Raw genomic sequence first — 25,110 nt, forward strand, 5'->3', positions numbered from 1 at the left:
CCGGGGGGCCTGCCGGCTCGCCCGGGTGTTTGTTTGGCGGCGCTGTTCCCCCCCCCGCCCGCGGCTCCGGGGAACCACCCCCGGGTCCCCCCCGCTGCAGTTTCCGGGGAAATCTCCGGGTTTCGGCCCGTCCTCGCCGGGGCCGGCAGTGGCCGCGGGATGTCCGCCGGTGGTCTCATCCGCGGCCCATCGCCGCCGTGAGCTCGATCTCGATCGCCACCCGGGACGGGTTCGGCGACGGCATGCGCTCGTAGCGCTCCGCGTAGCGCCGCACCGCCTCCGCGACGCGCTCCGGGTCCGTGGAGACCCGGGCCCGCCCCTCCAGCGTCGCCCAGCGCCCGCCGTCCACCTGGCAGACCGCGACGCGGGCTCCGTCCGGCCCGGCCGCCAGCACGTGGGCCACCTTCCGGCTGGACTTGTTCGTGATGACCCGAGCGAGACCGGCCTCGGGGTCGTATGTAACGCCGACGGGGACCACGTGCGGGCTGCCGTCGGGCCTCAGGGTGGTGAGCGTGCACAGATGGCGCTCGCGCCAGAAGCTCAGATAGGCGGTGCCGGGCTGCCGCGGGTCCACCGGATAGGAAGCCATGAGGCTTGAATCTACGCCTGATGGGCGTCCCTTTTCCCGTCCTTCCAGCCTTGAGTGGAATAGACTCAACTTTGTGTACGCTGGATGAGTCAGGGAACCGCCAGGACGCCAGGAGGAGGAGAACGCGAACGTGGACGCCGAGCTGACCAACAGGAGCCGGGACGCGATCAACGCGGCCAGTAACCGGGCCGTGCGGGAGGGGCACCCGGACCTCACCCCCGCCCACCTGCTGCTCGCTCTGCTCGAGGGGCAGGACAACGAGAACATCATCGATCTGCTGGCGGCCGTGGACGCCGATCAGGCCTCGGTCCGCTCCGGCGCCGAGCGCGTGCTCACGGCACTGCCCAGCGTGACCGGCTCCACCGTCGCGCCCCCGCAGCCGAACCGCGAGGCGCTCGCGGTCATCGCGGACGCCGTCGAGCGCGCCAAGGAGCTGGGCGACGAGTTCATCTCCACCGAGCACCTGCTCATCGGTATCGCCGCGAAGGGCGGAGTGGTCGCCGACGTACTCTCCCAGCAGGGCGCCACTGCGAAGAAGCTGCTGGACGCGTTCCAGAAGACACGGGGAGGGCGCCGGGTGACGACCGCGGATCCCGAGGGCCAGTACAAGGCGCTCGAAAAGTTCGGCACGGACTTCACCGCCGCGGCGCGTGAGGGCAGGCTCGACCCCGTCATCGGCCGGGACCACGAGATCCGCCGGGTGGTGCAGGTCCTGTCCCGCCGCACGAAGAACAACCCCGTCCTCATCGGCGAGCCCGGCGTCGGCAAGACCGCCGTCGTCGAGGGCCTCGCCCAGCGGATCGTGAAGGGCGACGTCCCCGAGTCCCTGAAGAACAAGCGGCTCGTCTCGCTCGACCTGGGCGCGATGGTGGCCGGCGCGAAGTACCGGGGCGAGTTCGAGGAGCGCCTGAAGACCGTGCTCGCGGAGATCAAGGACTCCGACGGGCAGATCATCACCTTCATCGACGAGCTGCACACCGTCGTGGGCGCCGGCGCGGGCGGCGACTCCGCGATGGACGCCGGCAACATGCTCAAGCCCATGCTCGCCCGCGGTGAGCTGCGCATGGTCGGCGCCACCACCCTGGACGAGTACCGCGAGCGGATCGAGAAGGACCCGGCGCTGGAGCGGCGCTTCCAGCAGGTGCTGGTCGCCGAGCCGACGGTCGAGGACACCATCGCCATCCTGCGCGGACTCAAGGGACGCTACGAGGCCCACCACAAGGTCCAGATCGCCGACAGCGCGCTGGTCGCCGCGGCCACCCTGTCCGACCGCTACATCACCTCCCGCTTCCTTCCCGACAAGGCCATCGACCTCGTGGACGAGGCGGCCTCACGGCTGCGCATGGAGATCGACTCCTCCCCGGTCGAGATCGACGAGCTCCAGCGGGTCGTCGACCGGCTGAAGATGGAGGAGCTCGCGATCGGCAAGGAGACGGACGCCGCCAGCAGGGAGCGCCTGGACCGGCTGCGCCGTGACCTCGCCGACAAGGAGGAGGAGCTGCGCGGGCTCAACGCCCGCTGGGAGAAGGAGAAGCAGTCCCTCAACCGGGTCGGTGAGCTGAAGGAGAAGCTCGACGAGCTGCGCGGCCAGGCCGAACGCGCGCAGCGCGACGGCGACTTCGACACCGCCTCCAAGCTGCTCTACGGCGAGATCCCCACCCTGGAAAGGGACTTGGAGGAAGCCTCGCAGGCCGAGGAGGAGGTCGCCAAGGACACCATGGTCAAGGACGAGGTCGGACCGGACGACATCGCGGACGTCGTCGGCGCCTGGACCGGCATCCCCGCCGGCCGCCTCCTGGAGGGCGAGACGCAGAAGCTGCTGCGCATGGAGGCGGAGCTGGGCCGCCGTCTGATCGGCCAGACCGAGGCCGTGGGAGCGGTGTCCGACGCCGTGCGCCGCACCCGCGCCGGGATCGCCGACCCGGACCGGCCCACCGGTTCCTTCCTCTTCCTCGGCCCGACCGGTGTCGGCAAGACCGAACTCGCCAAGGCCCTCGCCGACTTCCTCTTCGACGACGAGCGGGCGATGATCCGCATCGACATGTCGGAGTACGGCGAGAAGCACAGCGTGGCCCGGCTGGTCGGCGCGCCGCCCGGGTACATCGGCTACGAGGAGGGCGGCCAGCTCACCGAGGCCGTGCGCCGCCGCCCGTACAGCGTGATCCTGCTCGACGAGGTGGAGAAGGCGCACCCCGAGGTCTTCGACATCCTGCTCCAGGTGCTGGACGACGGCCGGCTGACGGACGGGCAGGGGCGGACGGTCGACTTCCGCAACACCATCCTGATCCTCACCTCGAACCTGGGCAGCCAGTTCCTCGGCGGGCAGAGCCTCGCCGATCCGCTGTCCTCCGAGGAGGACAGGAAGCGGCAGGTTCTGGACGTGGTCCGCGCCTCCTTCAAGCCGGAGTTCCTGAACCGGCTGGACGACCTCGTGGTCTTCTCCGCGCTCGACCAGCGGGAGCTGGAGCGCATCGCCCGGCTCCAGATCGACCGCCTGGCCAAGCGGCTCGCGGAGCGCCGGCTCACCCTGGAGGTCACCGACGCGGCGCTGGCCTGGCTCGCCGAGGAGGGCAACGACCCCGCGTACGGAGCGCGCCCGCTGCGGCGCCTCGTCCAGACCGCCATCGGGGACCGGCTGGCCAAGGAGATCCTGGCGGGTGAGGTCACGGACGGTGACACGGTCCGTGTGGACGCTTTCGGCGACGGCCTGATCGTGGGACCGGCCACGGGCAAGACGCTGTAGCCGGCTCCCGAACCCGGCGGGGGAGGGCCCGCGGCGCACTCGCCGCTGGCCCTCCCCCTTTGCCGGTCCGAGGTCCGTACGTGACCGGATCTTGTCAGCCCCCGGCGGACAGGGCACGCCAGAGGTTGCCACTCCCCGCCCCGCATGAGAGAGGATGGCAGCATCCGTACGAAGGGAAATACACGGTGAGCATCGACCCGTCCTCGATTCCGAATTTCGGGGGCCAGCCCGAGCCGCAGCCCGGCGGCCCCGCCGGCCCCGTGGTCCCGGATCAGGACCTCGTGAAGCAGCTCCTGGAGCAGATGGAGCTGAAGTACGTCGTCGACGACGAGGGTGACCTCGCGGCGCCGTGGGAGGAGTTCCGTACGTACTTCATGTTCCGCGGCGAGGGTGACCAGCAGGTCTTCTCGGTGCGGACGTTCTACGACCGGCCGCACCAGCTCGAGGAGAAGCCCGCTCTCCTGGAGTCGATCGACGACTGGAACCGTCGCACGCTGTGGCCGAAGGTGTACAGCCACACCCACGACGACGGCACCGTCCGCCTGATCGGCGAGGCGCAGATGCTGATCGGCACCGGCGTCAGCCTGGAGCACTTCGTGTCCTCCACGGTCAGCTGGGTGCGCGCCGCCATCGAGTTCGACAAGTGGCTCGTCGAGCAGCTCGGCCTGGAGCAGGAGATCAACGAGGCGGAGAAGCCCGGGGACGACGGCGAAGCCGAAGACGAGTAGGTCCGTCCTCGCGGCGGCGCTCCTCCCGCGCGCACCGGCCCCTGGGACAGGTCCCCTCCGGGACAGGTCCTAGAGCGGGGTGTGCGCGATGACGACCAGATACGCGCCGTAGGCGAACGAGAGCCCGGCCAGGGCACCGACCACCAGGGTCGCGTGCCAGGGGCGGGCTCTCGCCGTTCGCACCACGGCGCGGGCCAGTGGCAGCAGCAGCGGGAACGCCGGGATCAGGAACCGCGGCTTCGACTCGAAGAACCCCGAGCCGCCGACCGCGATGAGCAGCAGGATGCCGCTGTAGGCGAGCAGGGGCAGGGGCGCCCGGTCCGCGATCAGCAGGGTGTACAGGAGCATGGCCGCGGCGACGATCACCATCGTCATGGGGAACACGAACCGGTCCCCGTGGAGCAGCAGGTGCTTGGCGAAACGGAGCGATCCCTCGCCGAGGTCGAAGCGTGAGCCCCACAGCCGCTGCACCTGGAAGTAGCCGCCGAGCCAGTCGCCCTCGCGGTGTCCCACCCACAGCACATAGCCGGTCCAGCCGGCCGGCGCGAGCGCGGCGCCCGTCCACACCCTGTGGGAAACTTTTCCGCGGCTCCGCCAGATCTCGTGTGCCGCCGCCACGAGGACCGCCGCGGCCACCGCGAAGCCGTTCGGCCTGGCCAGCCCCGCGAGCGCGGCCAGCGAGCCGGCCCACAGCCAGCGCCCGTCGAGCACCGCGTACAGCGACCAGGCGGCGAACGCGGTCAGTACGGGCTCGGTGTACGCCATCGACAGCACCACCGAGTGCGGCAGCAGACCCCACAGCACCACCAGCGCCGTACCGACCGCCGGGCCGTGCAGCCGGGCTCCGACCGCGTACACCCCGCATGCGGCGGCGGCCGCCGCCGTCCAGGAGACCAGCAGCCCCGCCGAGCCCCCGGTCAGCGGTGTCAGAGCGGTGACGGCCCGTACGAGGGCGGGGTAGAGCGGGAAGAACGCGAGGTCGCTGTGCACGACCGTGGGACGGAAGTGGAGCGTCCTGCCGTATCCGTGCGCGGCGATCCCCAGGTACCAGGCCGAGTCCCAGGACCGTGCGAGCAGGGCGACCGGGTGTCTTCCGGTGGCCCAGGCCGTCCCGGCGACCACGAGGAGGCCGGCCAGGCGCGCGGCGGCGAACAGCCCGAGCGCCGTGATCGCGGCGGTCGGCAGGCTGCGTACGGCGCGGGACGGGCGGACGGCACGGTCGCCGGGCTCCGGGAGAGCGGGGCGAGCGAGGGTACTCGGGTGGGTCACACCCCGAACATTGCGTTCCCCACGGGGCGGTCGCGAGCGTTGCTCGTCCGTGCGGGTTCCGTCGCGCGGTCTCCGGCGCGCCGCCCGCACCCGGGGTCCGGCCGGTGCTAGTGCCGTGTCGGTCGAGGTCTGTCCTTCGAGGAGCGGCGTCCGGTGCGGCGAGAGGGCGTGCCGGGCGTCGCGACGGGGCGAACCTGGGCCGCCCTCCGTCAGGACGAGAGGCGACGCAGCCGTCCCGCGGCCTCGTGGAGCACCTCGTCCCGCTTGCAGAACGCGAACCGTACGAAGGGCGCGCCCGCCTCGCGGTGGTCGTAGAAGACGGCGTTCGGGATGGCCACGACACCGGCGCGTTCGGGCAGGGCACGGCAGAAGGCGAACCCGTCGCTCTCGCCGAGCGGCCGGATGTCGGTGGTGATGAAGTACGTCCCCCGCGGCCGGTAGACGGCGAAGCCCGCGTCGGCGAGGCCCGCCGCCAGCACGTCGCGCTTGCGCAGCATGTCCGCGCGGAAACCCTCGAAGTACGCGTCCGGCAGCGCGAGCGCCTCGGCGACGGCGTACTGGAAGGGCCCCGACGCCACGTACGTCAGGAACTGCTTCGCCGACCGTACGGCGCCGACCAGGGCCGGCGGCGCGGTCACCCAGCCCACCTTCCAGCCGGTGAACGAGAAGGTCTTGCCCGCGCTGCCGATGGTGACCGTCCGCTCGCGCATGCCCGGCAGAGTGGCCAGCGGTACGTGCTCGGCGTCGTCGAAGACGAGGTGTTCGTAGACCTCGTCCGTCACCACGAGCAGGTCCCGCTCGACGGCGATCCGCGCGATCTCCGTCAGCTCGGCGCGCGTGAGGACGGTGCCGGTCGGGTTGTGCGGGGTGTTGATCAGCAGCAGCCGGGTCCGCTCGGTGACCGCGTCGCGCAGCTCGTCGAGATCGAGCCGGAAACGCCGGTGGCCGTCTCCGTCGGCCTCGTCGGGCCGCAGTGTCACGGGCACGCGCGTCCCGCCCGCCATGGCGATCGAGGCCGCGTACGAGTCGTAGTACGGCTCCAGGGCGATCACCTCGTCGCCGGGCTCCAGGAGCGCGAGCAGCGCGGCGGCGATGGCCTCGGTCGCGCCCGCCGTCACCAGGACCTCGGTGTCGGGGTCGTACGACAGGCCGTAGTGACGTTTCTGGTGCGCGGCGATCGCGGTGCGCAGCTCGGGGACGCCCGGACCCGGCGGGTACTGGTTGCCGCGGCCGTCCCGCAGCGCGCGGACGGCCGCCTCCCGGATCTCCTCGGGACCGTCCGTGTCCGGGAAGCCCTGTCCGAGGTTGATCGAGCCGGTGCTCATCGCCAGGGCGGACATCTCGGCGAAGATCGTCGTCCCGAACTCGGCGAGCCGGCGGTTCAGAAAGGGGCGCGCGCTGGAGGTCATGCCGGCCATCCTGCGCCCAAGGTCCGGAGTTCCTCAACTCACCTCCGCCGACGCGCACCCGCGCGAACGCGGTGTGCGCCGCCCGTGAGCAGGGGCGGCGCCGAGGTCCACGGCCGTCGTCAGCCGACGCGGTTGCCGGGCCATTCTCCTTACATGCTCTGGAGTTCCTCAACTCTGCTTTGCGCCGTGAGGCGTGGGGGCATCCCCCTGTCACGCAAGGCCGGAACCGAGAAGCACGGCCCACGGGGGGCTGTTTCGGGGGAACGAAAGGTGGGTGACGCCATGTTCATCGGCATCATCCTGGCGGTCGTCCTGCTCGTTGTGATCATGGGGACCGTCGGCGGGAGCAGGAGGCGGGGGCGCTCTTCCAGGGGCGCGGCCGGGTTCAGGACGGGACGGCGCTCCTCGCGGGGCTCCGGCGGCAGCGGCAGCGACAGCAGCTGGTGGGCCGGCGGCGCGGGCGGTGCCGCGTCCTCCTGTTCGTCCGGCGGTTCCTCGGGCGGCCACGGGGGGCACTCCTGCGGGGGTAACTCGTCGTGCGGAGGCTCGTCGTGCGGAGGCGGGTCCTCGTGCGGCGGTGGCGGCGGATGCGGCGGGGGCGGCTGACAGGGGGCGGCCGGGCTCGCGGCGGGACCGCAACCGACCACGAAGGTGCCCGCCGGCCGGTGTCGGCCGGCGGGCACCTTCGCGCGCCGGGCGCACGTCGGTGTTGAACAGTTGAGCTGTGGAGCCCTCGGGGGGATGGAAACCCCACGAAGTTGGGTAAAAACGCTGTGGCGGCAGCACAGTTCATGATTCCCTCTAAACCACCAAAGCGGCCCTGGTGCATCACCAAGCAGCCCTGGGCCGACAGGCCTCGGAAGTTCATCGGATGGTCCTATCGGACGCGTCCGCCGGATGTCCTTCCGGCCGGGCCGGCCGGGCCGTTCCCCCGGTGCTGACCGGGTGCGCAGGAACCCCACCTCACCTTTGCGTGCTAGCGGAGCCGACCCATGCTCACGACCCTGAAAACCTCGTACACCGACACGCGCGCGGCCGATCTCGCCTGGGCTCTGGGCCGCGAACCGCTGCCGGCCCTCGCCACCCTCGATCTCGAACTCGGCGGGGCGAAACTCCAGTTGAGACTTCTCGGCGCGTCCCACCAGGTCCTTCTGGAGGAGGAGCGGGGCAGTTGTTCGGAGACCGTCGCCTGTATCGCCGGCAGCAGCACGCCGCTGCCGCTCGGCGTCGCGAAGAGGTTCGACGACTGGGAGTACGAGTTCGCGGCCCGCGTCGAGATCATGTCGCCCGGCTCCTTCGCGGGCCGCGCCCAGGAGCTGCTGGCCCTCGTCTCCGACCACCCCCAGGGTCTCGCCGGTGTCTTTCCCGGCAGCCCGCACGCGTTCACGGCGATGCTCGCCCAGCGGCATGAGGGCCAGGTCCACTGGCGTACGTGGCACGCGTACCCCCAGGACGGCCAGTTGGTGGCGACACGTACGCGAGTCGGCGTACGGACGGGAGCCCTCAGCGCCTCCGGCGTCTGACGGCGCGGCGCGCGAACGGACACGCGGAGGTGCCCGGCGCGCGGGCGAGGCAGGCGCAGGGCGGCCCGGCGCGGAACCGGGGTCCGGGAGCGGGGGCGTGTCCGGGGTGGACCGGGGTCCGGGAGCGGGCGGCATGTGCGGCGCGGACCGGGGGGTTCGGGGGCGGTGGGCCGGGAAGATGCCCAGGTCAACTCCGTACACCAGGAAGAGCAAGGGTTTCCACACGTGTGGGTGACGTGACGTGGTGGCGGCGTGACGTAGCGTTCACGACGTGATCGAACCGCACGCGCCAGCCCCACCCGGCGCGCCGCCGCCCTGGGGCGTCCAGGGCCAGGCGCGGCTGCCCGTCCGGCCGGGCATCGGCAGGTTCCTCGTCCTGGCGGGAGTGTTCGTCTGCGCCGCCTGCGGACTCGTGTACGAGCTCGAACTGGTCGCCCTCGCCTCGTACTTGATCGGTGACTCGGTCACCCAGGCATCCGTCGTCCTGTCCGTCATGGTGTTCGCCATGGGTGTCGGTTCCCTCGCGGCGAAGCGGCTGCGCCCGTGCGCCGCGGCCGGGTTCGGCGCCGTCGAGGCGACGCTCGCCCTGGTCGGCGGATGCAGCGCGATGGCGCTGTACGCGGTGTTCGCCTGGACGGGCGGATGGGGCGGCCTGTGGGCGGACGGGCCCCGCTGCCTGCTGGTGATCTTCTCGCTCACCATCGGCCTGCTCATCGGCGCCGAGGTCCCGCTGCTCATGGAGCTGATACAACGCATCCGCCGCCAGGACCCCGGCGGCGCGGTCGCGGACCTGTTCGCCGCGGACTACGTCGGCGCCCTCTTCGGCGGTCTCGCCTTCCCGTTCCTGCTGCTGCCCCAGCTCGGCCAGCTGACGGGCGCGCTGCTGACCGGAACGGTGAACGTGATCGCCGGCGGCGCCCTCGTCCTCGGGCTGTTCCGGAACGACCTGAGCCGCCGCGCACGCTGGACCCTGGTCGTCGCCAACGTCGTCGTGCTCGGCCTCCTCGCCTCCGCCGCGATGCTGGTCGACGACTTCGAACGGGCCGCGCGGCACGCCCTGTACGGGGCGGACGCCCGCGTCGCGCTCCGCTCCGGCGTCCAGGAGGCCGTCCTCACCGGAGGCGCCCACGGCCGTCCGCTCCGCTTCTTCCTCGACGGCCGCCTGCGCTTCAGCGGCCGCGACGAACGCCGCTACCACGAGGCGCTCGTCCACCCCGCGATGAACGGGCCGCACGCGCGGGTGCTCATCCTCGGCGGCGGTGACGGCCTCGCCGCCCGCGAGGTGCTGCGCCACCCCGGCGTGCGCCGCGTCGACATCGTCGAACCCGACGCGGTCGTGGTCCGGCTCGCCCGCCACGACGCGGCCCTGTCCGTCCTCAACCACCACGCGTACGACGATCCCCGGGTCCACGAGGTGACGGCGGACGCCTTCAGCCGGCTGCGCCACGCCCGGTCGACGTACGACGTCGTCATCTCGGACCTGCCCGACCCGTGCGTCACCGCCGCCACCAAGCTGTACTCGCGGGAGTTCTACGGCCTCGCGCGCCGCGTGCTCTCCCCCGGCGGACGTCTCGTGGTCCACGCGGGTCCGCTGGCCGGCCGGCACCGGGCCTTCTGGACGGTCGACGCGACCATCCGCGCGGCGGGCCTGTTCACCAGGCCCTACCGCGTCGGCGGCCGGGACTCCGGCTTCGCGGCCCGGTCCGGCCGCCACCCCGGCGGAGCCCCGGGGCCGGGAGACGCCAAGGGATCGGGGGGCGACTGGGGTTTCCTCCTCGCCTCCCGTACGCCCGCGCCCCTGCGGCTGGACTCCTCCTGTCCGCGGCTGCGCACCCTCACCCAGGCGGCCCTGGCGGCGGACGCGCGCGCCGCCTCCCGCAGCCGCGTCCACCCTCCGCTGCCGCCCTCCACGCTGGTGCATCCGCGGTACACCGACTGAGGGGGAGGGCCGGGAATCCCGTGATACGCGGGTGCGGTCCGGTTCGTGCTGGGTAGGCTCGGCTGACATGGAGCATGAGGTGTTCGTTCCGTTTCCGGCCGGGCGGCTGCGAGAGGCGCTGGCCGATCCCGTCCGGGTCGCCCGCGCGATCCCCGGCCTCCAGCAGGACGCGTCGGCCGTCGCCGACAGCGCGGCGGAGGCGGCCGGGGGCGCGCGGCCCCTCTCCGGCGCCGGGCAGGACACCGCCGACGGGTCCGCGTCCGCCGACGGGTCCGCGTCCGCCGACGGGTCCGCGTCCGCCGGGCGGGACGCGGGCGTCGCGCGGGTCGCCGGGCGGCTGAAGGTCCGCGTCGCCGGTCACACGATCACCTATCGCGGCGCGTTCCGTGTCACGGCCCGGACCGACGGCTCGTACGCCGTCGAGGGCGACGCCACGGAGGTGCGCGGCACGGGCGCCGTGAAACTGGCGCTGACCCTGCGGCTTCTCCCCGCCGAGGGCGGTACCACCCTCGCGTTCGGCGGCACGGCCTCCGGCGACGGCCGCCTGGCGGAACTCCCGCACGACGCGGTGACGTCGACGGGCGCGCGTCTGCTGACCCGGTTCGGCGACGCCCTGACCACGGACCTCGCGTCACGGCCCGCCTCCGAGCCGGGAACCGGAGCAGGGTCCGGCCGCGGAGCCGCCGGGCCCGGACACCGGGCCGCAGCCGAAACCGGTCCGCCGGCCGGAAACGGACCCGCGGCTGAGGCGGCTCCCCGGGCCGAGGCGGAGGCCGCACCGGACCGCGAACTCGATCCCGAGGAAGCCGGCCACGAAGCCGAAGCCGAAGCCGAATCCGAGGTGGTTCCCGGATTCGAGGCGGACGTGACGTCCTCCTCGCCCGGCCCCTCGGGCGAGGACGACGAGTTCGGCGAGGAGGACCTCGTGGCGGAGGCGGAGACGGAGGCCGGGCGACCGGCGCGGGCCGATGCCATGGCCGAGGCGGCGCACGCGCGGCGGACGATGATCGGGCGGAGCGCGGAGGAGGTCGACCACTCCCCTCCGCGCGGCCGCTACGCCCCCGTCCCGCCCCCGGAGGCCACCGCCGCACGCGCCACCCTCCGCTGGGCGGCTCCCGCGGCGGCCCTGGCGCTGGCCTCGGCGATCGCCCTGACCCGGGCGCTGCGCAAGCGTCGTTGAGGCGGTGCCGAGGGTGGGAAGGCGCACAGCGCTCCCGCCCCAGTAGGGTCGGCTCCGTGAGTAACGAAGACATCACGCTGACCGCGGGTGACGCGGAGGTGACCGTGTCGCCGGGGAACGGCGGCCGGATCGGCAGTCTGCGGGTCGGCGGCGTCGAACTGCTGCGGCAGGGCGCGAAGTTCGGGTGCTTCCCGATGGTCCCGTGGTGCGGACGGATCCGCGACGGCAGGTTCCTCGACGGCGCCGCCGTCCGGCAGATGCCGCTCAACTCCCCGCCGCACGCCATCCACGGCACCGCCCGCGACGGTGCCTGGAGGACGGCCCGTGTCACCGCGGACGACGCCGTGATCACGTACGACCTGGTCGAGCCCTGGCCGCACCCCGCCCGTGTCACCCAGGCGTTCACCCTCACCGAGGACACCCTGACGATCACGATGGCGGTGGAGACGTACGGGGAGTCGTTCCCGGCCCAGATCGGCTGGCATCCCTGGTTCAACAGGAGCCTGGGAGACGGCGGCGAGGACGTCCGCGTCGACTTCCTGCCCGCCTGGCAGGAGGAGCGGGGCGAGGACCACCTGCCCACCGGCCGCCGCCTCGACCCGAAGCCCGGCCCCTGGGACGACTGCTTCGGCATGCCGGAGGGAGTCGACGTCACGCTCACCTGGCCGGGGCGGCTCGAACTCAAGGTCGGCAGTCGCGAGCGGTGGGTCGTCGTCTACGACGAGCAGGAGGCGGCCGTCTGCGTGGAGCCGCAGACCGGTCCGCCGAACGGGCTCAACACCCACCCCCGGCTGGTCACACCCATCGACCCCCTCGAAGCCACCACCACCTGGAGCTGGCGGCGGCTCTAAGCTGGCGTCCATGAGTGACGTCAACGCAGTAATGCCGTCAGGCACACGCGGCGAGCTGCTGCAGCAGATCAAGGACAAGGCCGTGGTGCACGGCAAGGTGACCCTCTCCTCGGGTCTTGAGGCCGACTACTACGTGGACCTGCGCCGGATCACGCTGGACGGCGAGGCGGCCCCGCTCGTCGGGCAGGTCCTCCTCGACCTCACCGCTGGCCTAGACTTCGACGCGGTCGGCGGGCTGACCATGGGCGCCGACCCGGTCGCCGGGGCGATGCTGCACGCCGCCGCGGCTAACGGGCGCCGGCTGGACGCCTTCGTCGTCCGCAAGGCAGCCAAGGCGCACGGTCTGCAGCGCCGTGTCGAGGGTCCCGAGATCAAGGGCCGGCGCGTCCTCGTGGTCGAGGACACCTCGACCACGGGCGGCTCCCCGCTGGAGGCCGTCCAGGCCGTCCGTGAGGCCGGGGCCGAGGTCGTCGGCGTCGCCACGATCGTCGACCGCGCGACCGGTGCCGCCGAGAAGATCGAGGCCGGTGCCGGTGTTCCGTACCTCTTCGCCTTCTCCAAGGGCGAGTTGGGACTCGACTGACGAAAGCTCCCGCGGGGCCCCGCCGGCGGCCGGGTCCCGCATGTCGGATGGGGGTCTGGAGCATCCGGCGATGTCTGGAAAGATGGGGCCGACGATGACGTCGCCCCCCTAGGTCAGGGCCATAAGCACCAGTCCCGTCGTACCGCAGCAGCAGTACGCAGACCCGCACATACAAGGAGCGGACAGATGCCCATCGCAACCCCCGAGGTCTACAACGAGATGCTCGACCGGGCGAAGGCAGGCAAGTTCGCCTACCCGGCCATCAACGTGACCTCGTCCCAGACCCTGCACGCTGCGCTGCGCGGCTTCGCGGAGGCCGAGAGCGACGGCATCATCCAGATCTCCACCGGTGGTGCGGAGTTCCTGGGCGGTCAGCACAAGAAGGACATGGTGACGGGCGCCGTCGCGCTCGCCGAGTTCGCGCACATCGTCGCCGCGAAGTACGACATCACGGTCGCGCTGCACACGGACCACTGCCCGAAGGACAAGCTGGACGGCTACGTACGTCCGCTGATCGACATCTCCGCCGAGCGCGTCGCCCGCGGTGAGAACCCGCTGTTCCAGTCCCACATGTGGGACGGCTCCGCCGAGACCCTCGCCGACAACCTGGCCATCGGCCAGGAGCTGCTGGCCAAGGCCGTCGCCGCGAAGATCATCCTCGAGGTCGAGATCACCCCGACCGGTGGCGAGGAGGACGGCGTCAGCCACGAGATCAACGACGAGCTGTACACGACCGTCGACGACGCGCTGCGCACCGCCGAGGCCCTCGGCCTGGGCGACAAGGGCCGCTACCTGCTCGCCGCCTCGTTCGGCAACGTGCACGGTGTGTACAAGCCGGGCAACGTCGTCCTGCGCCCCGAGCTGCTGAAGGACCTCCAGGAGGGTGTTTCCGCCAAGTACGGCAAGGCGAGCCCCTTCGACTTCGTCTTCCACGGAGGCTCCGGCTCCACCGCCGAGGAGATCGCCACCGCGCTGGAGAACGGCGTCGTGAAGATGAACCTCGACACCGACACCCAGTACGCCTTCACCCGTCCGGTCGTGGACCACATGTTCCGCAACTACGACGGTGTTCTGAAGGTCGACGGCGAGGTCGGCACCAAGTCGAAGTACGACCCGCGCACCTGGGGCAAGCTCGCCGAGGCCGGCATGGCCCAGCGTGTGACCGAGGCCTGCGCCGCCCTGCGTTCCACGGGCACGCGGCTCAAGTAGCCGGCACCCGCGGAAGGGCCCGGCACCTGCCAAGGTGCCGGGCCCTTCCGTATGCTCCGAGGTATGGCTGTGCCCGCGCGGGACGCATCGGACCTCTCGGACGGCAGACCCGCGGTGCGGATCGCCTCCCCCGCGGGGAAGTGGATCCTGCTGACGACCGTCCTCGGCTCCAGCATGGCCCTGCTGGACTCGACCGTCGTCAATGTCGCCCTGCCGACCATCGGCCGTGACCTGGACGCGAGCCTCGCCGCCCTCCAGTGGACCGTGAACGGCTACATGCTGTCGCTGGCCGGGCTGATCCTGCTGGGCGGCTCGCTCGGGGACCGTTTCGGGCGCCGGAAGATCTTCGTCATCGGCGTGGTGTGGTTCGCGGCCGCCTCGCTGCTGTGCGGGCTCGCGCCGAACGTGGGCGTGCTCATCGCCGCCCGTGTCCTCCAGGGCGTCGGCGGGGCGCTGCTCACCCCCGGTTCCCTGGCGATCATCCAGGCCTCCTTCCATCCGGACGACCGGGCCCGTGCCATCGGCCTGTGGTCGGGCTTCGGGGGCGTCGGGGCCGCCGTCGGGCCGTTCCTCGGCGGCTGGCTGGTGGACGGGCCCGGCTGGCGCTGGGTCTTCCTGCTGAACATCCCTGTCGCGCTGGTCTGCGCCCCGGTCGCCCTGCTGCACGTTCCGGAGTCGGCCGGCGGAACCTCCCGCCCGGCGGAAGCCGGGGGAGGCGAGGGCGGCGGGTCGCACCGCGGCTTCGACGTCCTCGGAGCCGTCCTCGGCGCGCTCTCGCTCGCCCTGGTGACGTACGCCCTGATCGAGGCCCCGGGCGGTTCTCCGCTCGTGTGGGTGGCCGCGGTCGCGGGCGTGGCGGCGGGGGTGGCGTTCGTGTACGTCGAGCGGCGGCGGCCCGATCCGATGATGCCGCCGGACATCTTCGCCTCGCGTCAGTTCACCGCCGTCAACCTGGTGACCCTGTGTGTGTACGCGGCTTTCGGCGGTTTCTTCTTCCTGACCGCGCTCCAGCTCCAGGTCGTGGCGGGCTACTCCGCGCTCCAAGCCGGCACGGCACTCCTGCCGACCACCGCCTTGATGCTGCTCTTCTCCGCCCGCTCCGGCGAGCTCTCCCAGCGCATCGGCCCGCGCATCCCGCTGACGGTCGGGCCGCTGCTGTGCGCGGCGGGCATGCTGCTGATGCTGCGGGTCGGTGAGGACGCGTCGTACGTGACCGACGTGCTGCCCGCGCTGCTGGTGATGGGCCTGGGCATGGTGACCCTGGTCGCGCCGCTGACCGCGACCGTCCTGGCCTCCGTGGACACCGGGCGGGCGGGTCTGGCCAGCGGGATCAACAACGCGGCGGCCCGCGCGGCCGGGCTCGTCGCGGTGGCCGCGCTGCCGCTGCTGACGGGGATGGGGCCGGAGGCGTACCGCTCGGCCGAGGCCTTCGACGCCGCCTTCCGCCGGGCGATGCCGCTGTGCGCGGGTGTGCTGCTGGTCGGCGCGGTGCTGGCTTTCACGACCGTGCGCCGCCCGCCGCCGGGCTGCCTGCGTCCCGAGTGCCACACGCACGGCTCGCTGACGGCACCCCCGCTGGAGCCGGAGCGTTCCCGGGGCGTCCTCGGGGCCCCGGGTTCCCCGGGCGCCAAGCCTTCCGGCGCCGGCCCGGCTTCGTGATCGTGCCGGTGCCGCCGATCCGGCGGGCGACGTACGTCCGGCCATGGGCGGCCGTTGCCGATCACCGGCATGCAGCAGACTGGAACCCATGACGATTCACGAGAACCTCCTCGGGGGACCGCCCCCGACCCGTCTCCCCGACGACCCGGAGCCGCGCGAGCTCCTCGCCAACGGCACGGCCCCCGCCGATGTCGCCGCGAAGTACCCCACCTCCTCGCTCGCCTGGGCGCAGCTCGCCGACGACGCGTTCGAGCGGGGCGGCGTCGTCGAGTCGTACGCCTACGCCCGTACCGGCTACCACCGCGGCCTGGACGCGCTGCGCCGCAACGGCTGGAAGGGGCACGGCCCGGTGCCCTGGGACCACGAGCCGAACCGCGGCTTCCTGCGTGCCCTGCACGCCCTCGCCCGCGCCGCGCAGTCGATCGGCGAGCAGGAGGAGTACGAGCGCTGCAGCCAGTTCCTGAAGGACTCCTCGCCGACGGCGGCCCAGACCCTGGGCTAGGGCGGACGTTCGATATGAGGCCTCTTCGGAGGCTTTGACGCGGGTCCGCCTGGTGTGACCAGGCGGACCTTGCGGTTTCGGGGGACGATTGTGGAGGATGCCCGGTGGGGACCGGGGCCCCCGTGTCGGTAACGGCAGGGGCGGACCGCTACCCGGAGCACAATCAGGAGACAGCGATGTCCCACCAGGCTCAGCCCGCGCAGGCTCAGGAGCCCGAGACCCCGCATCTCGACTTCCAGGGCACGACGCCGTACGAGGACTACGTACAGGCCGACGTGCTCACCCACCTCCAGCACACCCTCTCCGACGACCCCGGAGAGATGGTCTTCCTGGTGACGACCCAGGTCATGGAGCTGTGGTTCACGGTCATCGTCCACGAGTGGGAGACCGCGGCCAAGGCGCTGCGCGCCGACGACGTCCCCGTCGCGGTGGCCGCGCTGAAGCGGTCCGTACGGGAGCTCGACGCGCTGAACGCGTCCTGGCGCCCCCTCGGACAGCTCACCCCCGCGCAGTTCAACTCCTACCGTTCGGCCCTCGGCGAGGGTTCCGGATTCCAGTCGGCGATGTACCGGCGCATGGAGTTCCTGCTGGGCGAGAAGTCCGCCTCCATGCTCGTCCCGCACCGGGGCGCGTCGCGCGTGTACGCCGAGCTGGAGAAGGCCCTGCACGAGCCGAGCCTGTACGACGAGGTGCTGCGGCTGCTCGCCCGGCGCGGGCACGCGATCCCGGCCGCGGTGCTGGGGCGGGACGTGTCGAAGCGCTACGAGCCCGTCCCCGAGGTGGAGGCCGCGTGGACGGCCCTGTACGCCGGTGACGACACCGACGAGCTCGCCCGTCTCGGCGAGGCGCTGACCGACGTCGCCGAGCTGGTGTGGCGCTGGCGCAACGACCACCTCGTCGCCACCCGGCGGGCGATGGGCTCGAAGACCGGCACCGGCGGCAGCGCCGGGGTGGCCTGGCTGGAGAAGCGCGCGCAGAAGAACGTGTTCCCCGAGCTGTGGACGGCGAGGTCCTATGTCTGAGCGAGCGTCCGTGTCCGCGCTGGGCGCGCGGGCGGCGGAACTGGACGCGGCCGACGGACTCGCCGGTCTGCGCAAGCGGTTCGTGCTCGACGACGTGGTGTACCTGGACGGGAACTCGCTCGGCGCGCTGCCGGCCGAGGTCCCCGGCCGGGTCGAGGACGTCGTCCGCAGGCAGTGGGGCGAACTGCGCATCCGCTCCTGGGAGGAGAGCGGCTGGTGGACCGCGCCCGAGCGGATCGGCGACCGCATCGCCCCGCTGGTCGGCGCGGCGGCCGGGCAGATCGTCGTCGGCGACTCGACGAGCGTGAACGTCTTCAAGGCCCTGGTCGGCGCCGTACGGCTGGCGGGCGAGGGGCGCGACGAGATCCTCGTCGACGCGACGACGTTCCCGACGGACGGGTACATCGCGTCGTCGGCGGCCCGTATGACGGGCTGTGAGCTGCGTCCGGTGGACCCCGACGAGGTGCCCGCGGCGCTCGGCCCCCGCACGGCGGCGGTGCTGCTCAACCACGTCGACTACCGCACGGGCCGGCGCTTCGACCTCCCGTCCCTGACCTCCGCGATCCACGCGGCGGGCGCGCTCGCCGTCTGGGACCTGTGCCACAGCGCGGGCGCCCTGCCCGTCGGGCTGGACGAGCACGGGGTGGACCTGGCGGTCGGCTGCACCTACAAGTACCTGAACGGCGGCCCGGGTTCGCCCGCGTACCTCTACGTCCGCGCCGGGCTCCAGGACCGCTTCGACTCCCCGCTGCCCGGCTGGAACTCGCACGCGGAACCCTTCGCCATGAGTTCGTCGTACGCACCCGCGCCGGGCGCGCTGCGCGGACGGGTCGGCACGCCGGACATCCTCTCGATGCTGGCCCTGGAAGCGGCGCTGGAGGTGTGGGACGGCGTCTCGATCGACAGCGTCCGCGCCAAGTCGCTCGCCCTGACCGACTTCTTCCTGGAGTGCGTCGCGGCGTACGTCCCCGAGGGCCGGGTCGAGTCCGTGACCCCGTCCGCCCACGCGGAGCGGGGCAGCCAGGTGGCCCTGCGCTGCGCGGACGCGGGTGCCGTGATGAAGCGCCTGATCGACGGCGGCGTCGTCGGCGACTTCCGTCACCCGGACATTCTCCGCTTCGGTTTCACTCCCCTGTACGTCGGCTTCGCGGACGCGGAACGGGCGGCGAGGGTCCTGGCGGAGATATTGGTCTGAGAGATTCCAGCACCGGGATTCAGCCCCGATGGCGAGAAATTCAGCCCCTCCGGCGTTTGAGGAGCGGGGGTCCGGGGGCGGAGCCCCCGAGTATGGGACGGGCAGGGGCGGAGGGGGCGATATTCCCTCCGCCCCTGCCCGTACTCCGGGTACCTGGCCCGCCCCGGGGGCACGGAAAAGGAGAACCGTTCCCCTTGACGGAGAGTGACAGCCCGCTGTCGACCCATGTCATCGGCCTGATAGCGTCCCCGCAAACGGCCGAATTGTTCCCTCGCCCGCCAAATCCGTTTCACCGCTGAGAGGTTGGAGCATGCAGGACGACGCCGCACCCCGGGACGACGCCGCCGACGCGCGCGACGCAGCCGAAGAGGCGTCCGCCTTCTCGCACCCGCCCGTGGACCCCGACGTCACCATGGCGTACGGCGACCACCCGGACCAGGTGATCGACTTCTACGCTCCGCGCGATCCCGACCCGGCGGTCCCCGCCCCGGTGGTGGTCGTCCTGCACGGCGGCGCCTGGCGCGCTCCGTACGACCGCCGCCACATCACGCCGTTCGCCGACTTCCTGACCCGCCGCGGGTTCGCCGTGGCGAACGTCGAGTACCGCCGGGGTGAGGCGGCGTCACCCGCTCCGGACGGGCCCGCGATCCCCGCGCAGGGCGGCCCCGTGGATCCCGGGCGGGACGGCACGACCGCTTCCGAGGCCGGGGGCACCGCCCCAGGCGGTCCGGTCGCCGGCCGTTGGCCCGACACCTTCGACGACGTGGCGGCCGCCCTCGACGCGCTGCCCGCCCTCGTACGGCGGGCGCTTCCGCAGGCGGACGCCCGGCGCATGGTGATCACCGGCCACTCCGCGGGCGGGCATCTGGCGCTGTGGGCCGCGGCGCGCCACCTCCTGCCGGCCGACGCGCCCTGGCACACCGAACGCCCCGCACCGCTGCGCGGCGTCGTCGCCCTCGCTCCGATCGCCGACTTCGAGGTCGCCGAGAAACTCGGGGTGTGCGGCGGGGCCTCCCGACAACTCCTCGGCGGGGAAGCCACGTTCGCGGAACGCCTGCCCTACGCCGACCCGGTGCGCCTGCTGCCCACCGGCATCGCCACCACCATCGTCCAGGGCCGCTCCGACATCGTCGTCCCGCAGGCGGTCGCCGAGTCGTACGCGGACGCGGCGGCGAAGGCGGGCGAGGTGGTGGGTCTGACCCTGCTGGAGGATGTCGGCCACTTCCCCCTGATCGACCCGGCCGCCGACGCCTGTGCGGTGGTGGCGGAGGAGATCGCCCAACTGGCCTGGTAGCCGGGGTCCGGGTCCGGGTCCGGGCTTCCGGCGCCCGGCCCCGCCCCCGAGGTCGCCGCCGAACGATCCTCCCCCCTCCCAAGAGGTCGGCGGATGAGGGAGGTTGACTCGCCCTCATCGAGCCCTGGTCATACCCGTAGTACCTGAGAGCTACCTCCCGGATGGGGCCCACAGCGGGACGCGGGCGACGGGTGACGGTCCGTAATTTTCCTTCCAGTGGCGCCCGACGAACGGGCGCACGGGGAGGGACGGACACGATGGATTTCCGGACGAGGCCGATCGTCAGGGGGGACGCTGCCCCCTCACGACCACCGTCACCTCCCGCACGGCCGGAGCCCCCACAGCCGCCCACCGAGGCCCGTCGCCCCCGAGTCGACGTTCCGCTCACGGCGGCCGAGGTCGCGCACCCACACGCCGGGCGCCCGCCCTCGGCTCCGCTTGTCGGGGCCACGCGGGTGCTTGTCGAGGCCCCGTTCTCGGCTCCGCCCGTGGAGGTCCCGCTCTCGCCGGCCGAAGTCCGGACCGGTCCCGAGGGCCCTCGCCCCCGGCCCGGAGGCCGGCTCGCCGGGCGGCGGCGACGGCCGCGGAGCCCGGGCAGGCGGCCGAGTCGGCGGCTGCGCCGCACGCTGCTCGCCGCGCTCGTCACGGCCGCGGTCGTCGTCCCCTTGTCCGGCGCCGCCCGCCCGGAGATCCCCGCGCCGCCACCCGCGGTCCTCCCGGCGCTGACGGCGTCGACCCTGGACCAGGTGTACGCGGCGAACCGGGCGGACGCCGCGGAGGCGGCCCGGATGGCCGCGGACCACGGCGACCGCGCCCGGGCCGCCGCCGACCGTGGGATGGCCGCGCCCTCCCGCCGCTTCCTCTCCTTCGACGGCCGGGGTTCCGGCCGGGCCGTCGAGGTCTTCGGCGACCTCGCCCACGCCGACCGCGTGGCCGTCCTGGTCCCGGGCTCGGACACCACGCTGGAGACGTACGGCCGTTTCCGCGCCGGCGCCCTCGCCCTGCACGACCGGCTCGGCCCGCGCGGTGCCGTCGTCGCCTGGCTCGGGTACGAGACGCCGGGCACGGTGAGCACCACGGTCATGACGCCTGACCGCGCCGAGCAGGCGGCCCCGCTGCTGAGAGGGTTCCTGCACCGGCTGCGCGGTGTGGTCGGCCGGTCGGCGCACCTCTCTCTGCTCTGCCACTCGTACGGCACGGTGGTGTGCGGCCGGACCGCCCCGGGCCTGGACGTGAGCGACATCGTCGTCATCGGCAGTCCGGGCACCGGCGCGTCCTCGGCCGCCGCGCTGCGCACCCCCGCCCGCGTCTGGGCGGCCCGCGGCTCCGCCGACTGGATCTCCGGCGTCCCGCACACGAGCGTCGGCCTTTTCGGCACGACCGTCGGCTTCGGCCCCGATCCGGTGTCCCCGTCCTTCGGCGCACGGGTCTTCCGGGCGGGCAGCGCCGGCCACAGCGACTACTTCGCGCCGGGCTCGGTCTCCCTGGCCAACCTCACCCGCATCGTCCTCGGCGACACCTCGGAGGTGCCCCGTGCGTGACCTGACCGGCACGAACGCCCTGACGGGCAGCGACACCCTGAGGGGCGGCACCGCCGCGACCGGCAGGAGCACCCTGACCGGTGTGCGGACCGCGATCCGCCGCATCGACCTGGCCACCCCCTCCGAACGGGACCGTTCCGTGGACGCCCTGCGCGCCCTCGCGATCCTGGGCGTGGTCCTGGGCCACTGGCTGGTGACGGCGCTCGTCGCGGACGGCGGCGCGCTGCGGACCGCGAGTCCCTTACAGCACATGCCGTGGCTGACCCCGGTCTCCTGGGTCTTCCAGACGCTCGCCGTGTTCTTCCTGGTGGGCGGTCATGTGGCGACGAGGAGCTACGCGTCGGCGCGGGCGCGCGGCACGACGTACGGGCCGTGGCTGCGCGCCCGTGCGGTCCGCCTGCTGAGGCCGGTGGCGGCGGTGCTGACGCTCTGGACGGTGGCGACCGCCTGTCTGCTCGTCTCCGGCGCGGACTTCGGCACGGTGCGCACGCTGGTGAAGCTGGCCCTGTCCCCGCTCTGGTTCCTGGTCGTGTTCGCCGGGCTGACGGCGGCGACACCGCTGTTGACCCGTCTCAGCCCGCTGTGGCCGCTGGCCGTCGTCCTCCATGTCGACGTCATCCGTTTCGGTCTCGGCGGCCCGGCATGGCTCGGCTGGGTGAACCTCGCGGCGGGCTGGCTGGTGCCGTACACCCTGGGCGCGGCCTGGACCCGTGGTGAGCTGGAGGGACGGCGCGCGGGATGGGTGCTGCTCGGCGGGGGCGCGTCGGCGACGGTGGTGCTGGTGACGTGGGCCGGCTATCCGGCGTCCATGGTCGGCATACCGGGGGCCGCCGTCTCCAATCTGGACCCGCCGACACTGGCCGCGGTCACGTTCGGGCTGGCCCAGTGCGGACTCGCCCTGCTGCTGCGCGAGCCGCTGCGCCGGGTGATGCGGCGCCCGCTGCTCTGGGCCGGCACGGCTCTGGCCAACCTCTCCGCGATGACGATATTCCTCTGGCACCAGACGTCCCTGATGGTGGTGACCGCCCTGGGCCTGCTCGCGGGCCGGCTCCCCGGCCTGCACACCACCCCCGATTCCCTGGTCTGGGTGGCCGCGAGAGTCGCCTGGCTGCCCGTCTTCGTCGGTGCCCTCACCCTGTGCTGGTTCGCCTTCGGCGCCCACGAGCGTGGACCCCGCCGCCCCACCGGCGGTCCTTCCAGGGTCGTCCGGGTCCACCGCGTGCGCCGCGGTCCCGGCCCGGCCACGCCCAAGGCGGCACCTCATGCCTAGGGTTGACGGCGTGACCAGCGAGGAGCACAGCCCCCGGGACCACGAGTCCACAGGGCGTTCTGACATGCCCTCACCCTCACCCTTGCCCTTGCCCTTGCCCTTGCCCTCACTCTCACCCACGCCCTCACTCTCACCCACGCCCTCACTCTCACCCACGCCCTCACTCTCATCCGCGCCCGAGCCCGCGCCCGCGCCCCCCGGGCTCGCCACCTCGCCGGCCCCGCCCGTCGACCCCGCCCTCCGCGCTCCCCGGACCTCCCGCCGGACGCGCGCCGTCCACGCGATCCGCGCCCTCCGGGTCCGGACCCTCGCGCGGACCGTCGCTCAGACCTCTCTCCCCTTCCTGCACGGGATCCTGGCCGAACTGGCGGTGCCGGCGGCCGCGCCGCTGCCGCCGTTGTCCCGGCCCCGTCGGCTGCGCCGACTGCCGCATGTCGTGGTGTGCCTGATCGCCTTCGGGCTCGGGCTGGCGGCCATGGACGAGCTGAGCGGCGGTTACCGACTGGGTTTCCCGCTGGGCACGGTGTGCGGGTTCGCGCTGGGTGCGGCGGTCGCGCTCGCGCTGTGGCGCCCTGTTCCGGCCTGGTGGCTGTCGCTGGGCGCGGCCGTGGTCGCCGCCGGAGCGGCCCGTGCGGACCTGGCGTCGGGCTTCCCGGGAGCGGGCCCGGGACCGGACTGGCCCTGGAGCGGGCCCGCGATCACGGCGCAGGCCGTCGTGCTCTTCCTGCTGGCCCTGCGGACGCCCACCCGCGTCGCGGTCGGCGCGCTGTCGCTGACCTGCCTGGCCACCTATGGGCTGCAGGGCCTGGCCGGCGGTCCGTCGTACCCGCGGACGGGCATGCTCGTCGGCCCGTCGTACGACCCGACGGGCATGCCCGTGGGCCCGTCGTACCACCCGACGGGAACGATGGCGGTGATCGTCTTCGCCGTCGTCGTCCTGCTCGGCACCGCACTGCGCGGCCGCCGCGAGGCGCGCAGCCAACTGGTCGAGCAGGCCTCGCTGACCGAGGAGGAGCGCGCCCGCCGCACGGTTCTGGAGGAGCGCAGCCGTATCGCGCGCGAGCTCCACGACGTGGTCGCCCACCACATGTCGGTGATCTCCATTCAGGCGCAGGTCGCCCCGCACCTGGTGGAGAATCCGACGGACGAGCTGAGGGAGAACCTCGAAGGCATCCGGCAGAACGCCCTGGAGGCGCTGACCGAGCTGCGCCGGGTGCTCGGAGTGCTGCGTTCGGAGAATCCGGAGGACCCGTACGGCCTCGGTGCGAGCGCGGGCGTGGCGCCGGACGCCCCGCAGCCGACGCTGGACCGGCTCGACGACCTGGTCGAGAACACGCGCGCCGCGGGACTGGACGTGACCACGGAGATCGCCGGGGAGCAGCTCCCCCTGGCCCCGGGCGTGGAGCTGTCGGCGTACCGGATCATCCAGGAGGCGCTGAGCAACGCCCTGCGCCACGCGCCGGGTTCGGCGGTCAAGGTGGAGCTCTGGCACTTCCCGCGGGGCCTTCAGGTGAGAGTCGTCAACTCACGGCCCGCGTTTCCCGCCCCGCCGTCCCCGGGCGCGGGGCACGGACTGCTCGGTATGCGTGAGCGCGTCGCGATGCTGGGTGGCACTCTCGTGACCTCGGAGACGTCCTGCGGAGGCTTCGCGGTGGCGGCCTTCCTCCCGGGCAACGGCGGCGCGCCCACCGACGACGTCGCCCGGACGACGACACCGTGACCGGACTCCCAGGAGAAGAGACGCCATGACGACTGTGAGCGGCACCATCCGCGTTCTGATCGCCGACGACCAGCAGATGGTCCGCCAGGGATTCACCGTGCTGCTCAACGCGAACCCGGGCATCGAGGTGATCGGCCAGGCGGTCGACGGTCTCGACGCGGTCCGCCAGGTCGCCGAACTCGCGCCGGACGTCGTCCTGATGGACATCCGCATGCCCGAACTCGGCGGCATCGAGGCGACCCGCCGCATCACGACGGACACCCCGCACATCAAGGTCCTGGTGCTCACCACGTTCGACCTCGACGAGTACGTCTACGAAGCTCTCCGTGCCGGCGCCTCCGGCTTCCTCCTCAAGGACGCCTCGGCCGATCAACTCGCCGAGGCGGTCCGTGTGGTCGCCGCCGGCGACGCCCTCCTCGCTCCCGGCATCACCCGCCGCCTCATCGCCGAGTTCTCCCGTCTCGACACCGCCCCGCGCGCTCCCCTCAAGCAACGCGTGGGTGACCTCACCGAACGCGAGACCGAGGTCCTGGCCCATATCGCCCAGGGCCTCTCCAACGCAGAGATCGCCCAGCGTCTGGTGGTGGCCGAGCAGACGGTGAAGACCCACGTCGGCCGCATCCTCGTCAAGCTGGGCCTGCGCGACCGCACCCAGGCGGCGGTGTTCGCCTACGAGTCGGGGCTGGTCCGCCCCACCGGCTACTGACCTTCACCCCCGCCCGGCCGAAGACCGGCCCCCCAGCCTCCTCCCGCCCCCTCCGTCCTGCCCGTCCGCTCCTGTGGGACTCCGACCGGACCCGGTCGCGGATCCCGCCCCGAACCCCGTCCAGGGCCCCGTCCCACAAGGAAACCGGCCGCCGGCCACGTGAGCGCGAGCGAACCCG

20 protein-coding genes are annotated in these 25,110 nt (G+C 72.9%); 17 read left to right on the forward strand and 3 right to left on the reverse strand.

Features of this window, described 5'->3' with window-relative positions; all coding sequences use genetic code 11:
* Positions 1 to 175: 175 nt before the first annotated feature.
* Entirely contained in the window at positions 176 to 589 is a 414-nt protein-coding gene (locus ACF07B_RS19675) for a pyridoxamine 5'-phosphate oxidase family protein (protein WP_392179800.1), read from the reverse strand.
* 130 nt (positions 590 to 719) lie between these two features.
* On the opposite strand from ACF07B_RS19675, the gene clpB reads away from it, so the two are divergent.
* Together clpB and ACF07B_RS19685 are read left to right on the forward strand one after the other, a co-directional pair.
* On the forward strand, positions 720 to 3,332 hold the full coding sequence (gene clpB / locus ACF07B_RS19680; protein WP_392179801.1) for an ATP-dependent chaperone ClpB: 2,613 nt from the start codon (positions 720 to 722) through the stop codon (positions 3,330 to 3,332).
* A gap of 185 nt (positions 3,333 to 3,517) precedes the next feature.
* Complete coding sequence (locus tag ACF07B_RS19685) at positions 3,518 to 4,060, forward strand: YbjN domain-containing protein (protein ID WP_362393347.1); 543 nt, start codon at positions 3,518 to 3,520, stop codon at positions 4,058 to 4,060.
* A gap of 69 nt (positions 4,061 to 4,129) precedes the next feature.
* Here the strand turns inward: ACF07B_RS19685 and ACF07B_RS19690 are convergent, their stop codons facing one another.
* Together ACF07B_RS19690 and ACF07B_RS19695 are read right to left on the reverse strand one after the other, a co-directional pair.
* On the reverse strand, positions 4,130 to 5,329 hold the full coding sequence (locus tag ACF07B_RS19690; RefSeq protein ID WP_392179802.1) for a hypothetical protein: 1,200 nt from the start codon (positions 5,327 to 5,329) through the stop codon (positions 4,130 to 4,132).
* A 209-nt stretch (positions 5,330 to 5,538) separates the two neighbouring features.
* Positions 5,539 to 6,747 (reverse strand): pyridoxal phosphate-dependent aminotransferase, encoded by a 1,209-nt coding sequence (locus ACF07B_RS19695; protein WP_392179803.1) that lies wholly within the window; start codon positions 6,745 to 6,747, stop codon positions 5,539 to 5,541.
* Positions 6,748 to 7,730: 983 nt separating this feature from the next.
* Between ACF07B_RS19695 and ACF07B_RS19700 the strand changes: the two genes are divergently transcribed.
* The 15 genes from ACF07B_RS19700 to ACF07B_RS19770 all read left to right on the forward strand — a co-directional run bounded on the left by ACF07B_RS19700 (position 7,731) and on the right by ACF07B_RS19770 (position 24,932).
* Positions 7,731 to 8,261 (forward strand): DUF2617 family protein, encoded by a 531-nt coding sequence (locus tag ACF07B_RS19700; protein ID WP_369481051.1) that lies wholly within the window; start codon positions 7,731 to 7,733, stop codon positions 8,259 to 8,261.
* Between the two features lie 271 nt (positions 8,262 to 8,532).
* Positions 8,533 to 10,200, forward strand: a complete 1,668-nt coding sequence (locus ACF07B_RS19705; RefSeq protein WP_384237076.1) for a polyamine aminopropyltransferase — start codon at positions 8,533 to 8,535, stop codon at positions 10,198 to 10,200.
* A gap of 67 nt (positions 10,201 to 10,267) precedes the next feature.
* Entirely contained in the window at positions 10,268 to 11,380 is a 1,113-nt protein-coding gene (locus ACF07B_RS19710; RefSeq protein WP_392179804.1) for a carbon monoxide dehydrogenase, read from the forward strand.
* 56 nt (positions 11,381 to 11,436) lie between these two features.
* Entirely contained in the window at positions 11,437 to 12,231 is a 795-nt protein-coding gene (locus tag ACF07B_RS19715) for an aldose 1-epimerase (protein ID WP_392179805.1), read from the forward strand.
* Between the two features lie 10 nt (positions 12,232 to 12,241).
* The gene (gene pyrE / locus ACF07B_RS19720; protein ID WP_369481047.1) at positions 12,242 to 12,814 is read left to right on the forward strand and encodes an orotate phosphoribosyltransferase; all 573 of its coding nucleotides are present in this window, start codon (positions 12,242 to 12,244) and stop codon (positions 12,812 to 12,814) included.
* Between the two features lie 186 nt (positions 12,815 to 13,000).
* Positions 13,001 to 14,023 carry a class II fructose-bisphosphate aldolase gene (fbaA, locus tag ACF07B_RS19725; protein ID WP_369481046.1) on the forward strand — a complete coding sequence of 341 codons (1,023 nt, stop codon included), beginning with the start codon at positions 13,001 to 13,003 and terminating at the stop codon, positions 14,021 to 14,023.
* Positions 14,024 to 14,086: 63 nt separating this feature from the next.
* Positions 14,087 to 15,682 (forward strand): MFS transporter, encoded by a 1,596-nt coding sequence (locus tag ACF07B_RS19730; RefSeq protein ID WP_392179806.1) that lies wholly within the window; start codon positions 14,087 to 14,089, stop codon positions 15,680 to 15,682.
* 88 nt (positions 15,683 to 15,770) lie between these two features.
* Entirely contained in the window at positions 15,771 to 16,184 is a 414-nt protein-coding gene (locus ACF07B_RS19735; protein WP_369481044.1) for a DUF3151 domain-containing protein, read from the forward strand.
* A 176-nt stretch (positions 16,185 to 16,360) separates the two neighbouring features.
* Positions 16,361 to 17,206, forward strand: a complete 846-nt coding sequence (locus ACF07B_RS19740) for a tryptophan 2,3-dioxygenase family protein (RefSeq protein ID WP_392179807.1) — start codon at positions 16,361 to 16,363, stop codon at positions 17,204 to 17,206.
* The gene (gene kynU / locus ACF07B_RS19745; protein ID WP_392179808.1) at positions 17,199 to 18,401 is read left to right on the forward strand and encodes a kynureninase; all 1,203 of its coding nucleotides are present in this window, start codon (positions 17,199 to 17,201) and stop codon (positions 18,399 to 18,401) included. The genes ACF07B_RS19740 and kynU overlap by 8 nt, the downstream gene beginning before the upstream one ends.
* 310 nt (positions 18,402 to 18,711) lie before the next feature.
* On the forward strand, positions 18,712 to 19,695 hold the full coding sequence (locus ACF07B_RS19750; RefSeq protein WP_392179809.1) for an alpha/beta hydrolase family protein: 984 nt from the start codon (positions 18,712 to 18,714) through the stop codon (positions 19,693 to 19,695).
* Between the two features lie 488 nt (positions 19,696 to 20,183).
* Positions 20,184 to 21,236, forward strand: a complete 1,053-nt coding sequence (locus ACF07B_RS19755; protein ID WP_392179810.1) for an alpha/beta hydrolase — start codon at positions 20,184 to 20,186, stop codon at positions 21,234 to 21,236.
* Complete coding sequence (locus ACF07B_RS19760; protein WP_392179811.1) at positions 21,229 to 22,506, forward strand: acyltransferase; 1,278 nt, start codon at positions 21,229 to 21,231, stop codon at positions 22,504 to 22,506. The genes ACF07B_RS19755 and ACF07B_RS19760 overlap by 8 nt, the downstream gene beginning before the upstream one ends.
* A 370-nt stretch (positions 22,507 to 22,876) precedes the next feature.
* Positions 22,877 to 24,226, forward strand: a complete 1,350-nt coding sequence (locus tag ACF07B_RS19765) for a sensor histidine kinase (RefSeq protein WP_392179812.1) — start codon at positions 22,877 to 22,879, stop codon at positions 24,224 to 24,226.
* 25 nt (positions 24,227 to 24,251) lie between these two features.
* On the forward strand, positions 24,252 to 24,932 hold the full coding sequence (locus ACF07B_RS19770) for a response regulator (protein WP_392179813.1): 681 nt from the start codon (positions 24,252 to 24,254) through the stop codon (positions 24,930 to 24,932).
* Positions 24,933 to 25,110: the final 178 nt, after the last annotated feature.

Origin of the sequence: Streptomyces sp. NPDC015532 (assembly GCF_043078065.1) — a bacterium.
Classification (GTDB): Bacteria; Actinomycetota; Actinomycetes; order Streptomycetales; family Streptomycetaceae; genus Streptomyces.